The following is a 15,352-nucleotide window of genomic DNA, read 5'->3' on the forward strand; positions in this document are numbered from 1 at the left end:
ACGGTATAATTCTTTAGTACACAACTGTTGGTTATTTGCCTATTTGTGTATTGACGTGTGTTCGGAGGGAGGGAAAGAGAGATGTCAAAAACTGTCGTTCGCAAAAACGAATCGCTTGAAGATGCTCTTCGCCGCTTCAAACGTACTGTATCAAAAAGTGGTACAATTCAAGAAGTTAGAAAGCGCGAGTTCTACGAAAAACCTAGCGTAAAACGTAAAAAGAAATCAGAAGCTGCACGTAAACGTAAGTGGTAATTTAATTTCCCATTAAAAATCCCTACGTTCATAACACGCAATTGTATGATTCACTGAGCAGACAAAAATATACCTGAAGTTAATCTTTTTTGATTAATTTCAGGTATTTTACATTGTGCTCAAATTTGCGTACATATAAAAGGCCGAATGTAATCTTTCAGATTTATTCGGCTTTTTACACATATAATGATGATGAAATACTAAAGATTATGCCATACAAAGGATTTATTCGCTGTATATTAAAAACATGTGAAACTTTTTACAAGGTCAGTCGTATATACAAGAGAGAAGCATGTAAGAAGGGAGGGAAAAAGATGCGAAGATGGAGAATCCTCAGCTATCTTATGGTTATTTGGATGACTTTTTTGTTAGCGTTTCCACTAACATCTGCTTTTGCAAGTAGTAAGGTCTATCACATACCGATTCATAATGAAGTAGAACGAGGACTTCACGCATTTTTAGAACGAGCTTTTAAAGAGGCGGAGGAAAACCATGCTGAGGCAATTATTTTAGACATTCATACGCCAGGTGGTTTCGTGAATGCAGCAGGGGATATCGCTATGTTAATGGATGCGACGCCTATAAAAAAAATTGCGTTTATTAACAAAGATGCCCATTCAGCAGGTGCCTTTTTAGCCTTACATGCAGATGAAATCTACATGGTCCCAAATGGAACAATCGGTGCGGCTGCGGTGATTGACTCAGCAGGAAAGGCCGCGGATTTAAAGGCTCATAGTGCATGGGTTGCTCAAATGGAAGCAGCTGCAGAGGCGAAAAATCGAGACCCATTATATGCGCGAGCAATGGCAGATGTATCTGAGGATTTATCAGAATTTCGAGCAGGGAAGGGAAATTTATTAACGTTATCAGCTTCAGAAGCAGAAAAAGTTAAATATTCTGAAGGAACGGCTTCGAATTTCCAGGAGCTATTAGAAAAAACAAAGTTAAAGGGTAGTGAAATCGTATCGATCGAACCTACTTTTTCTGAAAAGCTTGCTCGATTTATAACAAATCCAATTATTGTACCAATTTTATTGTCAATTGCTAGCTTAGGACTTGTGATGGAGCTATATTCGCCAGGTTTCGGCGTTCCGGGTATAATGGGATTGTCAGCACTTGGATTATTTTTCTTTGGGCATATGGTGGCAGGCTTAGCTGGTTATGAATCTTTACTGTTATTCGTTTTAGGCTTAGCGCTTGTCATTGCAGAGTTTTTTGTCCCCGGTGGTATTGTTGGTATTTTAGGTGGCGTGCTAATATTACTAAGTCTCATACTGGCAGGTGCAAGCATAATGCAAATGATTATAGCGATTTTCATTGCGCTTGTTGTTGCTATAATAGGAATGGTGATCCTGATGAAATTTTTCGGTAAAAAATTGCATGTCTTAAACAAATTAGTGTTGATGGATGCGACGACGACGGAAGAGGGCTATGTGTCTAATATTAACCGCACGGAGTTGCTTGGAAAAGTAGGAAAAACGATTACCCCCCTACGTCCTGCAGGTACGATACTATTTGGAAATGAGCGCATTGATGTGGTATCAGAAGGTGGCTATGTTGATGCTGGGAAACATGTAGAAATTATTAAAGTAGAGGGCTCACGTATTGTTGTGAGACCATCAGAAAAAGAGATGGAGGAATAATAAATGGGATTTGATTTAGCCTTAATAGGTCCAATTGTCGGGCTAGTCTTATTATTTATTGTGGTTGCGGTATTCTTTACCTTTGTACCAGTAGCACTGTGGATTTCTGCACTTGCGGCAGGTGTCCGTGTTAGTATTTTCACTTTAATCGGAATGCGTTTACGTCGAGTAATTCCATCACGAATTGTGAATCCTTTAATTAAGGCGCATAAAGCAGGTTTACCTGTAACAATTAATCAACTTGAGAGTCACTACTTAGCAGGTGGTAATGTTGACAGAGTTGTCAATGCGTTAATCGCAGCCCATCGTGCAAATATCGAGTTAACATTTGAACGCTGTGCAGCTATTGATTTAGCAGGACGTGACGTTTTAGAAGCTGTGCAAATGTCTGTAAACCCTAAAGTAATTGAAACACCATTTATCGCAGGTGTTGCGATGAACGGGATTGAAGTAAAAGCGAAGGCACGTATTACTGTACGTGCAAACATCGAACGTTTAGTAGGTGGTGCTGGTGAAGAAACAGTTATTGCCCGTGTAGGTGAGGGGATCGTTTCAACAATCGGTAGTGCTTCTAGTCATACAACAGTTCTGGAAAATCCAGATATGATTTCTCAAACAGTTCTTTCTAAGGGCTTAGATTCTGGTACAGCATTTGAAATCTTATCGATTGATATTGCGGATGTTGATATCGGTAAAAATATCGGTGCAGAATTACAAATTGAACAAGCTCAGGCAGATAAAAATATTGCTCAAGCGAAGGCTGAGGAACGTCGTGCTATGGCGGTCGCAAATGAGCAGGAAATGATTGCCCGTGTTCAAGAGATGAAAGCCAAAGTAGTAGAAGCAGAGGCTGAGGTACCACAAGCGATGGCAGAGGCACTTCGTTCAGGAAATCTTGGTATAATGGATTACATGAACTATCGTAATATTCAAGCAGATACAGCTATGCGAGACTCAATTTCTAAAGTGAGCTCAGATAAACCAGAAACAAATGAACCTAACGTCTAAAAAAACGGAAAGGAGCGGTACTAATATATGGAACAATTAATTATATTTGCGATAATTGCCATAGTCAGCTCTATTTTCGGTAAATCAAAAACAAAAAAAGAACACAAGCAAATGCCACCTTTTAATAAGGATTCCCATGTTGATCCAACCACTTTGGCAAAAGCTGAAGAGGTTCCTTCCCAACGACCTGTTGTTAAACCACAAAACTTTGAGGATTTTGCACGCGAGTTTTTAGGCGAGTGGAAGAACAATGAGCCTAAGGCAGAACGGACGAAGAACATTGTCGAAGAAAAAGGCAAGGAGGAAGTGCCTAGCTACGTGGCACCACCAATCGTGCCAAGTGAGTCAGTGAGTCGTTCCTCAAATCGACAAAGTAATGGTCGCTTAGAAGCTGGGAAAAATAATAAAGCAGGGGCTCACTCGCAATCTGCTTTTCAATTACCGAATTCAAAAAATTCTTTGATGCAAGCGGTTGTCATGGCAGAGGTTTTAGGTCCTCCCAAAGCAAAAAGAAAATAACTAGCATGTCCTCCTTTTTCGAAGCATATATTGCCGAAGAAGGAGGCATTTTTTTATGAAAAAATTATTTCAGTTGACGCCGCTGCTTGAATTATCCCAATATGAAACATTAAAAATTATTGGCCCATATCGTTTTCTTCATGCAGACGCTTCATCATGCTCCTTTATTTATGCTGACTTTCATATAATGGTGCGAGGAAAATCATTGGACATTCATGCTCTTAAGGAAGAAATGCTTCATCTTTCTGTAGAGGATTTACAAGAACTTCATGTGAAAATGACAAAGGATATGGGTGTGAGGGATAATGTGGAATAACCGACCAATTATCATACGTATAAAGCGCCATGAAAATGTTCATCCTTTTATTCAAGCATTGCACGTACAGCATGTGCCATTAAAGCGTGTTGTTTTTCGCGAGCAAGAGGTTACCTTTGAAACGACGATGCATTATTTGCCAAAGATTCGTCGTGTACGTAGGCATTTCCGACTGAAGATGGCTGTCTATTATGCGGATGAGCTTCAAGTTTTTCGGGCACAGCTTTGGACCTTACTTGGTTTGGCAATGATGATTGCCATTCCATTGCTATGTGCACAAGTTATTTGGCGTGTTGACATTGAAGCAGCGTCACCAGAATTAGAGCAACGTATTGGCAACACCTTTCAAGAAACCTTTCAATTAGAAACGCCTATGTCAAAAAAAATTTTACCATCTGATGCTGTTATTCGTCAGAAGCTACTAGAAACGCATCGAGATCTATCATGGGTGCACATTGAAAAGCATGGAGGACGTGTTATTTTACGACCTCAGGAATCACCTAAACAAACAAAAATAACGAATGAAAAGCTTGCCTCACATTTAGTTGCAACGAAAAGTGGTGTTATTACACATTTTAATATTCAAAATGGTGAACGGAAAATTTCAGTGAATGATACTGCCTACGAAGGTGACGTTCTTGTAAGTGGTGTAATTGAAAGTGGTACTGATCAAGTGTTTGTGGGTGCAAAAGGTGAAGTCTATGCTGATTATTGGCTGGAGTGTTCTTTTAAAATTCCAACAAAAATAACATTAGAAACACTGCAACAGAAGCAATGGCGTGTATTAGTGAAGGGCATCCATCAAGAAAAAATTGACTATGTGCAAAAGAAGGATTTACCGAACTGGCTTGATCCATATGTTTCAATTGTGGAAGAGCAGAATACTAAAAAAATGCAGGTGGAGCTTGATAAATCCAAAGTTGATTCATTACTTTTACCATTATTACATGAAAAGGTTATCCGTTCATTACCTGCGAAAACGGTCATTAAAAAAGAAAACCTTTTACAGGTAAAGTGGGGGAATGGTACAGTTGAAGGGAAAGTTCTATTTTTAGTCAATGAAAACATTGCAAATCCAATACAAGGCCAACAAGGAGAATGATTATGTCAGAACATTTAACTGTTTTACAAGTGGATAATCCTAATGAAGCGGTAATGCTACTTGGAATTTCCGATGCCAATATGAAATTAATCGAAGAAGCCCTTCAAGTTCATATTATTACACGTGGAGAGCAAATTCAGCTAGCTGGTGAAGAGGATGCAAAGGAACAAGCGACATTTCTTTTACATGCACTTTTAAAAGTCATCCGCAAGGGAATTAATATTGATCAACGTGATGTTGCAACAGCTATTGAAATGACACAAAAAGGAACAATCGAATATTTTGCAGAACTTTATGATGAAGAAATAGCACGTACAACAAAGGGAAAACCGATTCGCGCAAAAACAATTGGTCAACGAGAATACATACAAGCAATCCGTCATAAAGACGTTGTTTTCGGTATTGGTCCTGCCGGTACTGGGAAAACGTATTTAGCGGTAGTCATGGCAACACAAGCACTAAAAAATGGACACGTAAAACGTATTATTTTAACACGTCCTGCAGTAGAAGCAGGAGAGTCCTTAGGCTTTCTTCCAGGAGATTTGAAGGAAAAGGTGGATCCATATTTACGACCACTCTATGACGCTTTAAATGATATCTATGGAGCAGAGCAAACACAGCGTCTAATTGAACGAGGCACAATCGAAATTGCACCATTAGCTTATATGCGTGGGCGAACATTAGATGATGCCTTTGTCATTTTAGACGAAGCTCAAAATACGACACACCCGCAAATGAAAATGTTTTTAACGCGTTTGGGCTTTGGCTCGAAAATGGTCATTACTGGCGATAAAACGCAAATTGACCTACCTAAAAATACAGAATCTGGATTGATTGTAGCAGAACGTACATTAAAATATGTTAAACCAATTCATTTCCAAATACTAGAGCAAGGTGATGTAGTACGTCATCCAGTCGTTGCAAAAATCATCCAAGCTTACGAAGATCAGCAGCTCTAGAATGGTCTCTTTTTAAGCGACCATTCTAAAGAAGCATCGAAAGTGAAGAGAAACGTAACGGCAGGCAAATGAAACGACAGATGATGCCCCAAATTCTACGTGTGTCATGTAGTATTAGAAATGCTCATGCTTAAAAAAATAGACACGAATTTATGGTTTTAGCGCGAATTTGGTTGTAAAATGGGAAATAATGTGACAGCTATACTAAATTGTATAGCTGTTTTTTGCTTTCTTATACATTTTTCGAGAAAAATGTTTTTTGAATTGGTATGATAGTAAGTAGATAGAGGAGGTGCCGAATGGAGAAACAACTTCGAAAACTTACTGAACTAATTGGTTTTCGCTATTTTTTAATTGTCGTTCTCATCTTAACAGGGTCCCTGCAATTTGCCTTTATGTATGGCAATGTTAAAGGTGTTACATATGATTTCAAGCCACTACAATTAGCGCCTGAAACAGTACGATCAACAAAAACGATTGAAGACACTTATAAAACACAGCAAGAACGAGAGAAAGCAGCCAATGCAGTTGCGCCAGTCTATCAATTTTCAGAGGATGTCGCAAAGCAACGTGCTGCCATTGTTACATCTTTATTTGACTATGTACTTGAAGTGAAGAAAGATGTTGAGAAAAGCAAAGAACCGGTTCCGAATGTGGACCAAGTGGCACAGCTTCGCAAAAAATTTGAATCCATTGATTCAGATCAAATGCCTATCATCTTTACGGATTCACAGCTAGAAGGGTTGCTCATACAAAGTGAGGCAGATTTAACAAGAACAAGTACTCAACTTTCTAAGCTAGTCCAAGAATATTTACAGAAATCCATTCGTGCAGAAAATGTATACGCAGCACAAAATGATTTTGAAACGAAAATTCGTGGACAGCGAGGCTATCCAGATAGAATTTACAATACTGTCGTTTTAATTGGGCGTACAAGTATTATCGAAAATGAAACAATTAATGAGGAACAAACGAAAATTCGTAAGGAGCAGGCAAAAGAATCGATTGAGCCAACTCGAATTCTTCAAGGCCAAATTATTGTACAGGAAGGTCAAATCATAGATAACGAGGCGTTTCGTCAATTAGAGCTTTTAGGTATGGTGAGTAATAAGGCATCCCTAAAACCGATTGCGGGTCTTATGATTTTAATCTTCCTGCAAATGATGTTTATGTTTATTCTGTTTGAACGCTGGGAGGCAGACGAGCATAAAAAAAGGAATGCCTTATTGGTAACAGGTATTGTGTATACCCTCTCTGTCGTGTTGATGAAATTTATTAGCCTAGTCTCAGGAGGCTTTGACGTTACTGTTGCATTTCTATTTCCAACAGCCTTGGCGACAATGCTGGTCAGATTATTAGCGAATGAGCGTGCCGCAGTTTTGATTACAGTCATGACGGCTGCATCAGCAGGAGTGATTTTTCAAGAAGGGTATTCATCTGTTATGCAGATGGAAATTACACTATATATTATTTTTGGAGGCTTTGCGAGCATCTTCTTTATGCGTAGTGTGGAAAAACGTTCGCATATTTTACATGCTGTAGGTGTCATTGGTTTAGTCAATATAGCATTTATTGCTTTCTATTTACTGATGACACAATCATCCTATGGTTTGTCTGAGTTGCTATTTTATTTTATCGCAGCCATGTTATCAGCCTTACTTTCAGGAGCTCTGACAATGGGTCTTTTACCATTCTTTGAATCAGCATTTGGTCTATTATCATCATTGCGTTTAATTGAGCTTTCTAATCCTAACCATCCGTTGTTGAAAAAGTTATTAATGGAAGCACCAGGAACATATCATCATAGTGTAATGGTTGCAAATTTAGCAGAAGCAGCATGTGAGGAAATTGGGGCAGACGGTTTATTAGCACGAGTTGGGTGTTATTATCATGATATTGGGAAAACAAAGCGTCCAGCATTTTTTATTGAAAATCAGATGTCAGGGAATAATCCACATGATTCGTTGCCACCAGAGACGAGTGCAGAAATTATTATTGCACATACCACTGATGGTGCTGAAATGTTAAAACGCTATAAAATGCCTCAGGAAATCATTGATATTGCCTTGCAGCACCACGGAACAAGTTTGTTAAAATTCTTCTTATACAAAGCAAAGGAAGAAGGAAAAGATTTTGATGAAGCAAAGTTCCGCTATCCTGGTCCAAAACCTCAAACAAAGGAAGCTGCTGTGATTAGTGTAGCGGATAGTGTTGAAGCGGCAGTGCGCTCAATGAAGGAACCTAATGCAGAAAAAATTCATAAGCTTGTACGAGCTATTATTGATGACCGCGTACAGGATCATCAGTTTGATGAATGCGATATTTCAATAAAAGAGTTAAAATGTATAGAGCGAGTACTTTGTGAAACGCTGAATGGAATTTTCCACTCGCGTATTGAATATCCAAAGGCAGATAAGTAGGAGGATCTATGATTTTAACAATTGATTTTACAGATGAAACAAATGAAGTGGCAAAAGAGCATATGGAGCTTGTTGAGCAGCTGTTACAGCAGGCTGCAAAGATAGAAAATATTGAGCCCGAAACAGAGGTGTCGGTGACCTTTGTTACAAATGAAGCGATTCAAGAAATAAATCGAGAATACCGTGATAAGGATCAACCAACAGATGTAATTTCATTTGCTCTAGAGGAATTAGGCGAAGGTGAAATAGAAGTTACCTTTGAAGGAATGCCTCGTATTTTGGGAGATATCATTATTTCAACGGATCGTACAAAAGAACAAGCACAGGAATATGGTCATTCATTTGAAAGGGAATTAGGATTTTTAGCGGTCCATGGATTTTTACATTTATTAGGATACGATCACATGGTGCCTGAAGATGAAAAGATTATGTTTGGTAAGCAGGACGAGATTTTACAATCTTTTGGCTTAGGACGGGATTAAATGAATGTTCGCAAATATGTACGCTCTTTTAGCTATGCGTTTACGGGGATAAAGACGGCTTGTGTAGAGCAAAACTTTAAGTCACATTTGCTTAGTGCAGGTGCTGTATTGATTGCTGGCTATTTTACGGGGCTATCACGTATGGAATGGTATATTGTACTTTTGCTAATAGCACTTATGTTTGCGCTTGAAATGGTGAACACTGCAATTGAACGTGTTGTGGATTTGGCATCACCGAATATTCATCCACTAGCAAAGCAAGCGAAAGATCTTGCGGCGGGCGCAGTACTTGTATTTGCGATATTCAGTGCTATAATCGGATTACTCATCTTTATGCCGAAATGGTTTTAGCTTTACTCATTTTTTCGACCATACAGGATTAGCAAGCTGAAGTATTATGATTTATTTAGCAAAAGGAGAACTTTGATGACAATTGATATGCATGCATTACTAGAAGAATCAAAAAAGGCGCGCGAAAAGGCATATGTCCCTTATTCAAAATTTAAAGTAGGTGCAGCCCTTTTAACAAAAAACGGCGAGGTTATCCATGGTTGTAATATTGAAAATGCTGGCTATAGTATGACTAATTGTGCTGAACGAACAGCATTTTTCAAGGCCGTGTCAGAAGGAATTTATGACTTTCAGGCAATTGCTATTGTTGCTGATACAGACGGTCCATGTGCGCCGTGTGGAGCGTGTCGTCAAGTGATGATAGAGTTTTGCGAGCCTTCCATGCCTGTCTATTTAACAAACTTAAAAGGTGATGTAACGGTAACGTCAGTTGGCGAATTACTACCATTTGCATTTACAACGGAGGATTTAGAGAATGCTGGAAACTAATACTGGCTATAAGTCAGGCTTTATCTCCATTATCGGTCGACCAAATGTTGGGAAATCAACATTCTTAAACCGTGTTATTGGTCAAAAAATTGCGATTATGAGTGATAAGCCACAAACAACACGAAATAAAGTACAAGGTGTACTAACAACTAATGATAGCCAAATGATTTTTATTGATACACCGGGAATCCACAAACCAAAGCATAAACTTGGTGATTTCATGCTTAAAGTTTCTAAAAATACATTGCGAGAAGTGGATGTTATTATGTTCATGGTCAATGCAGAGCAGAAACTAGGAAAAGGTGATGAATTCATCCTTGAAATGTTAGCAGGGAATCCAACACCTGTCTTTCTAGTCATCAATAAAATTGATCAAGTCCATCCTGATGAATTAATAGGAATCATTGAGAGCTACAAAGAACGCTATAACTTTGCAGAGATTGTACCAATTTCAGCATTACAAGGAAATAATGTAGAAAATCTGCTGGCAACATTAACGAAATATTTACCAGAAGGTCCACAGTACTATCCAGCAGACCAAGTAACAGACCATCCTGAACGATTTATTATTTCAGAGTTAATTCGTGAAAAAGTATTACATTTAACACGCGAAGAAGTGCCACATTCTATTGCAGTCGTTATTGATAAAATTCGCCGAGATGAGGAAAATGAAGATAAAATTCATGTTGCAGCTACAATTATCGTGGAAAGAGATTCTCAAAAAGGCATTGTGATCGGTAAACGAGGGGCACTATTAAAAGAAGTAGGCATACGTGCACGAAAAGATATTGAGATGCTTCTTGGTTCGAAAGTGTATTTAGAGCTTTGGGTAAAGGTACAAAAGGATTGGCGAAACAAATCCACGCATTTACGTGATTTTGGTTTCCGTGATGATGAATATTAAAGGTTATGCTTGTTAGCGAAATAACAATATAACCCATTGATCGTTTGAATGGAGCTGTCCAAAAAAGTTTTTGGAGAGCTCTATTTTCATGGGAAATTTGTTGAAAGGAGGAAGGCTGGTGCTACATAAATGGGAAGGAATTGTTTTAAAGGTACGTGCTTACGGAGAATCCAATAAAATTGTAACTTTACTAACAAGAGAAGCAGGTAAGGTGGCAACAATGGCAAGAGGTGCCAAAAAGCCTTCGAGTAGACTGGCATCTGTGACACAGCCGTTTACATACGGTATGTTTATGGTTCAGCATCATACAGGTATGGGAACATTGCAACAAGGTGAGCATCTCAATTCAATGCGACATATACGTGAAGATATCATGGCAACAGCCTATGCAAGTTATATCATGGAGCTTGTTGAGCGAGTAGTGGAAGAAGGAAAGGCTGAACCATATGCATTTGATGTCCTTTTACAAGCATTGCAAGCAATTGAGGAAGGCTATGATCCTGAAGCTATTACATTGTTCGTTGAATGGAAAATGTTACCGTATACAGGTGTACAGCCTATCTTACATGCTTGCTCTACTTGTGGGGCAGTAGATGGAGAATTTGCTTTTTCCTTTGCACAGGGGGGCTTTTTATGTCATCGATGTTATCAGCATGATCCTTACATTATTCGTCTAACACCAACACAATTGAAGCTCATTCGTATGTTCTACACTGTATCTATTGATCAGATTGGGAAGCTAGACTTAAAAAAGGAAACAAAATATTTTATCAAAAAAATTATTACTACCATTTATGAGGAACAAACAGGTATTCGCTTTAAGACTAAAAAATTTATCGAGCAGCTTGAAAGAACGCCAGAATTGCAATTGAGAACTAATGTGGATGCAGAAAAAATGCCAGAAGACCCATAATTGGATCTTGTGGCATTTTTATATATTAAATTTCTTCTTCATCATGATTGAACTCATAATAGGTTGCCCATTTATCAGCAATTTTGGTAAATTCTATATAGAGGTAGACTGTTTCACCGTTTTTACCTGTAATATGTAAAATAGCGGTGCCTTCAGCTAATGGTGTAACCTTTACTTGATTATCCTCTACGGTCGCTTTTACTGCTGCAGACTCTAAATCTAACTTTTCTAAAGCAACATTTTTTGGCTCAAACGATAGTTGTTCGCTTGAAAAAACTAATTCATCTGCCATTTGATATAAATCGATACTTCGTACAAAATCATACGTAGTAACTTCAGCTGCCATCACTTGTTGTTGAGTGCCGTTGGAAAATGTTAATAAATATTGCCCATTTTTAAAGATGGAAAGGGAGGCCGATTGGTTGTTTGTTTTGAATTCATAGGCTGCTGGTGATAAAGCTTGTCCATCTGTAGTTTGAATACTAACTTCAGTAGGGATAAAATTCAAATCGCTTTCCATTAAGTTAAGTGGTAAGCTCTCTACATAATCTTCTTCCTCTACTTCTTGTAAAGTTGTTTGTAGTTTTCCATTTACATTGTTCACATGCACAATGTAAAAAATATCTATAAATTCCTCTGTTTTTTCATTAAAGCCTGTTATGACTAATTTTCCTGTTCCCTCTTTTAACGGTTTTATAGTGATGGATTCCGTCATGTCCTCTTCTTCATCCCATGTAAAAATATCCTCTGCAGGCTCAATACCGCCGTAAGAAGCAAAGATATAGTCCTGACTGTATTGACTAGCAAAAACAGTTGCGTTCCCTTGTACATGTTCTGCACGAACTACAAACGATGCTAATTGGGAGCGTTTCACATGGCTTTGTGGACTAAAGGTAGTAGGCGTTGTACCTTTTGTGATGCTATTGGCAAAAAGCGTTTTGATAAACGGTTCATATTCACTGCCTGTCTTTACATCGGAAAATGGAATGTCAATGTCATCAGTGATGGGTAGATTGAAGCCCTTTACAATCATTTTTGACATTTGCCCGCGTGTAATATTATGCGCTGGGTGAAAATAACCATTCGAGCCACTAATGATGCCTGCATTAGCTAAAGCTGCAATGGCACCATAATTCTCATCACCAGGTTTGATATCCTTAAAATGAGGATTTTTTACATGGACGGTGTCTAGCATTAGCATACCAGCTAAAATTTTTGCGGCTTGAGTACGTGTGATTGGGTTGGCAGGTTTGAAAGTGCCGTCTGGGTAACCTGAAATAATGCCACGCTGTGCTAAATTGATGATGGCTTGGCCTTCTTCTGTTGAAGCATTGATGTCAGGGAAAATAGTCGCAGCATTTACTGAGGGTGTAATGACAATGGCACTTGTGGCTAATGCTGAGGCCATTGCAATTTGATAGAAACGATGGGTCTTCAAGTGATTTCCTCCAAAATAGTGAAAATAAAATTTTTATAGTATTATCTTATTTTTTGAAAATCCTTCCATTATAAATTCAAACTTCCGGACGAGTGAATATTTTTAAGCTGGAATGATCGTGCAATGTTAAATTCTTGTTCATTAACAATTAAGATTAACTATAATACTTTATTTATATCAAAATGTATGTAGTGAGAATAGAGGAAATGTTATCCTTTAAGTGAATACTCAATCACTTATAAAAGAGGATAATTTGTAATTATTTTGTCATATGAAATATTTGACAGAAAATAGTAGGATAAATTGAGTAATATGCTAACTTAAATAGCATAAAAAAACAAAAATTTAGTTTTTTTAAGAAATAAAATTTTTGAGATATTTTTATTTAAACTTTATATAAATATATTTACAATTCGATTTTTATAGTTCTTTTAGCCTTATAATTATGTCATTAATAGCAGATATTAGATGGAGGTATTAGGTTTAAAGATTTATTTTTTGAATCGTTTTTAATATAGTCATAGTATTAACTAATCATTCAAGACCCATATACTAGTTGAAAAGGCATTTTAACCTATGATATTGTAATAAATATAGGTTATGACATTAAAACTATTTCGGTATAATTTATACATTTAATATCCATATAAAACTAGTCCAATTCATATAGATCTGACATGCATATAAAATGTAAAACATGCCTCTATCAGCAAAGATGTTTTTTAGAACAACGCAGTCCTATGGAAGAAGGAGGGAGTCACATAATGCTAGAACATTGCGTATGTGGCAAAAAATATGCTAAGAAAAGTAACATTAAGTATTGATGAAGTTGAAGCAAATGATATTTTGGCTGAGGATATTTTTTCTGAGTATCAATTATTAGCTAAAAAAGAGTTAGTTTTAACGGATCGGATTATTGCTTTACTTAAACTTAGAAAAGTAGATGAATTAGCTGTCTATTTACCATCAAATTCAGTTCGGATTGTCCATGATCTAAGTGTTCAGCGAACAAGGGAGTATGAGGATGTCTTTGCCCCACTAATGGCTAAAGAAAATGAAGTAGATGAGTATAAAGAAAAAGTAAGTACGCTATTTATGACGACATTGGAGAATGTTGTCCATGAATTACGCTATGGTCAAATTTTAAAAAGCATGCAGGACACTGCTTATGTACGGGGTGTTTTTGAAAAAATTTTAGAAGAGAAACATCGCTACGATTTACTTATGCGATTAAGAGAATGGGATGAGTATTCCTTTGTCCATTCATTTGATGTATTTGTTTTAGGCACTATCTTTGCACGATATCTAGGGTTAGCAGATATCGAAACATTAGCACGGGGGTATTTGTTCCATGATATTGGCAAAGTCTTTATTCCTCAAGAAATTCTAAATCTGAAAAGAAAGTTATCAGAAGATGAATTTGAGGTTGTTAAAACACACACAACTAAAGGGTATGAATTACTTGTTGAAAATGGAGAAGAAGAGATTGCCTATCTGGCACGAGATCACCATGAGCGCTTTGCTGGTAAAGGCTATCCAAATAAACTATGCGCAGATGAAATGAGTGAAGGGGTTCAATTATTGCAAATCATTGACGTATATTCAGCAATGACATCAAAACGTGTTTATCATACAGGGTATGCAGCAACGGATGCATTAGCCGTTTTATATCGCGATCGGCAATTATATAACGAAAAGTTCATGCATAAATTCGTGGAATGTTTAGGGATCTATCCTGTTAACTCAGTAGTCTTATTATCAGATAATCGAAGTGCTCAAGTTGAGCTCGTCTATGATTTATTCCCCACATTGCCGAAAGTTAAATTATTGGATGAACAAACATCTATGAATCTACCTTTAAATTATAGTGTGAAAATTGTGAAAATGATTGATTATCGTGCAGATAGCTTTGAGGAAATATTTAATTTATTTGTTGAGCAATTAATCCGCTGTGACGAGACTAACTTAAGAATACACTTCAAAAAACTAATTGATCACTTACATCCAAAAGAGATAGTCTTAAAAATCTTCTTACCTGCCTTTCGAATTCTACGTTTATTGACTAGAGAAATTCAGACGGATATGACAAAATATAAAAATTCTATTAGTATTCTTAAAAAATTATTGGAAGAACAATTAAATGTTTTATACATGGATTATCATCATGAGCAAACAACTATTTTAGTTGTAGAAACCTCGCTTCGTGAAAACTTTTTCATAAAACTTGTACAGAGTATTTTGTATATTGATAAAATCGTTCCATTTTTCATAAATCCAGGGGACGATCAGCGAATTACGCAATTAATGGAACATTGTGATGTAAATGTAGCTTATTTTATTGAAGATGAACTCACGGTAGAAAAACGAGTTCGTCCTATGCGAGAGGGTACATTCCTTTATTATTCTCTTTCGGATATTGAGGAATTATTAGTAAGTTTGGTGGGAATGAGCATGAAACGGTTCTCCTTTGAGGAGAAGATGCAGGAGCGCTTGTTTTTTAAATTAAAGGCATAGCCAAAAGGGAGCTGAAATTTCAGCTCCCTTTTATAAGGC

General features: G+C 37.3%; 15 protein-coding genes. 14 read left to right on the forward strand and 1 reads right to left on the reverse strand.

All coding sequences use genetic code 11. The features are described from left to right. Positions 1–81 precede the first annotated feature (81 nt). From rpsU to recO, 13 genes are all read left to right on the forward strand, one after another. Positions 82–255: a 30S ribosomal protein S21 gene (rpsU, locus tag AC2CGN_RS09605; protein ID WP_004227078.1), complete on the forward strand. Its 174-nt coding sequence runs from the start codon at positions 82–84 to the stop codon at positions 253–255. A gap of 314 nt (positions 256–569) precedes the next feature. Further along, positions 570–1,898, forward strand: coding sequence for an NfeD family protein (locus AC2CGN_RS09610; protein WP_484513564.1), 1,329 nt, complete (start codon positions 570–572; stop codon positions 1,896–1,898). Between the two features lie 3 nt (positions 1,899–1,901). Further along, positions 1,902–2,906, forward strand: a complete 1,005-nt coding sequence (gene floA, locus AC2CGN_RS09615) for a flotillin-like protein FloA (protein WP_286927346.1) — start codon at positions 1,902–1,904, stop codon at positions 2,904–2,906. Between the two features lie 27 nt (positions 2,907–2,933). Further along, a complete protein-coding gene (locus AC2CGN_RS09620) occupies positions 2,934–3,425 on the forward strand; it encodes a hypothetical protein (protein WP_429982462.1) in 492 nt (163 codons plus the stop codon). Positions 3,426–3,480: 55 nt separating this feature from the next. Further along, on the forward strand, positions 3,481–3,741 hold the full coding sequence (locus AC2CGN_RS09625; RefSeq protein ID WP_283868750.1) for a hypothetical protein: 261 nt from the start codon (positions 3,481–3,483) through the stop codon (positions 3,739–3,741). Next, positions 3,731–4,843: a sporulation protein YqfD gene (locus AC2CGN_RS09630; RefSeq protein WP_429982461.1), complete on the forward strand. Its 1,113-nt coding sequence runs from the start codon at positions 3,731–3,733 to the stop codon at positions 4,841–4,843. Before AC2CGN_RS09625 ends, AC2CGN_RS09630 begins: the two co-directional genes overlap by 11 nt. A 2-nt stretch (positions 4,844–4,845) precedes the next feature. Next, entirely contained in the window at positions 4,846–5,802 is a 957-nt protein-coding gene (locus AC2CGN_RS09635; protein WP_283868748.1) for a PhoH family protein, read from the forward strand. A gap of 299 nt (positions 5,803–6,101) precedes the next feature. Next, positions 6,102–8,222, forward strand: a complete 2,121-nt coding sequence (locus tag AC2CGN_RS09640) for an HD family phosphohydrolase (protein ID WP_313372980.1) — start codon at positions 6,102–6,104, stop codon at positions 8,220–8,222. Positions 8,223–8,230: 8 nt separating this feature from the next. Continuing rightward, positions 8,231–8,704 carry an rRNA maturation RNase YbeY gene (ybeY, locus tag AC2CGN_RS09645; protein ID WP_054771148.1) on the forward strand — a complete coding sequence of 158 codons (474 nt, stop codon included), beginning with the start codon at positions 8,231–8,233 and terminating at the stop codon, positions 8,702–8,704. Then, positions 8,705–9,055: a diacylglycerol kinase family protein gene (locus AC2CGN_RS09650; RefSeq protein ID WP_286927342.1), complete on the forward strand. Its 351-nt coding sequence runs from the start codon at positions 8,705–8,707 to the stop codon at positions 9,053–9,055. It begins immediately after the preceding gene. A gap of 75 nt (positions 9,056–9,130) precedes the next feature. Beyond that, positions 9,131–9,544, forward strand: coding sequence for a cytidine deaminase (locus AC2CGN_RS09655; protein ID WP_286927341.1), 414 nt, complete (start codon positions 9,131–9,133; stop codon positions 9,542–9,544). Continuing rightward, positions 9,531–10,448: a GTPase Era gene (gene era, locus AC2CGN_RS09660; RefSeq protein ID WP_286927340.1), complete on the forward strand. Its 918-nt coding sequence runs from the start codon at positions 9,531–9,533 to the stop codon at positions 10,446–10,448. Before AC2CGN_RS09655 ends, era begins: the two co-directional genes overlap by 14 nt. A 118-nt stretch (positions 10,449–10,566) precedes the next feature. Next, positions 10,567–11,361 carry a DNA repair protein RecO gene (recO, locus tag AC2CGN_RS09665; RefSeq protein ID WP_429989903.1) on the forward strand — a complete coding sequence of 265 codons (795 nt, stop codon included), beginning with the start codon at positions 10,567–10,569 and terminating at the stop codon, positions 11,359–11,361. A 25-nt stretch (positions 11,362–11,386) separates the two neighbouring features. On the opposite strand, the gene AC2CGN_RS09670 is transcribed toward recO, so the two are convergent. Further along, positions 11,387–12,799, reverse strand: coding sequence for an S-layer homology domain-containing protein (locus AC2CGN_RS09670; protein ID WP_429989904.1), 1,413 nt, complete (start codon positions 12,797–12,799; stop codon positions 11,387–11,389). 783 nt (positions 12,800–13,582) lie between these two features. On the opposite strand from AC2CGN_RS09670, the gene AC2CGN_RS09675 reads away from it, so the two are divergent. After that, positions 13,583–15,313 (forward strand): HD-GYP domain-containing protein, encoded by a 1,731-nt coding sequence (locus AC2CGN_RS09675; protein WP_429982457.1) that lies wholly within the window; start codon positions 13,583–13,585, stop codon positions 15,311–15,313. Positions 15,314–15,352 lie beyond the last annotated feature (39 nt).

The organism is Lysinibacillus sp. DFXJR4 (assembly GCF_057196045.1).

Bases quoted from the DNA above. Each gene is read 5' to 3' on its own strand.
- rpsU (WP_004227078.1), top strand. From the start codon at position 82: ATGTCAAAAACTGTCGTTCGCAAAAACGAATCGCTTGAAGATGCTCTT.
- AC2CGN_RS09610 (WP_484513564.1), top strand. From the start codon at position 570: ATGCGAAGATGGAGAATCCTCAGCTATCTTATGGTTATTTGGATGACT.
- floA (WP_286927346.1), top strand. From the start codon at position 1,902: ATGGGATTTGATTTAGCCTTAATAGGTCCAATTGTCGGGCTAGTCTTA.
- AC2CGN_RS09620 (WP_429982462.1), top strand. From the start codon at position 2,934: ATGGAACAATTAATTATATTTGCGATAATTGCCATAGTCAGCTCTATT.
- AC2CGN_RS09625 (WP_283868750.1), top strand. From the start codon at position 3,481: ATGAAAAAATTATTTCAGTTGACGCCGCTGCTTGAATTATCCCAATAT.
- AC2CGN_RS09630 (WP_429982461.1), top strand. From the start codon at position 3,731: ATGTGGAATAACCGACCAATTATCATACGTATAAAGCGCCATGAAAAT.
- AC2CGN_RS09635 (WP_283868748.1), top strand. From the start codon at position 4,846: ATGTCAGAACATTTAACTGTTTTACAAGTGGATAATCCTAATGAAGCG.
- AC2CGN_RS09640 (WP_313372980.1), top strand. From the start codon at position 6,102: ATGGAGAAACAACTTCGAAAACTTACTGAACTAATTGGTTTTCGCTAT.
- ybeY (WP_054771148.1), top strand. From the start codon at position 8,231: ATGATTTTAACAATTGATTTTACAGATGAAACAAATGAAGTGGCAAAA.
- AC2CGN_RS09650 (WP_286927342.1), top strand. From the start codon at position 8,705: ATGAATGTTCGCAAATATGTACGCTCTTTTAGCTATGCGTTTACGGGG.
- AC2CGN_RS09655 (WP_286927341.1), top strand. From the start codon at position 9,131: ATGACAATTGATATGCATGCATTACTAGAAGAATCAAAAAAGGCGCGC.
- era (WP_286927340.1), top strand. From the start codon at position 9,531: ATGCTGGAAACTAATACTGGCTATAAGTCAGGCTTTATCTCCATTATC.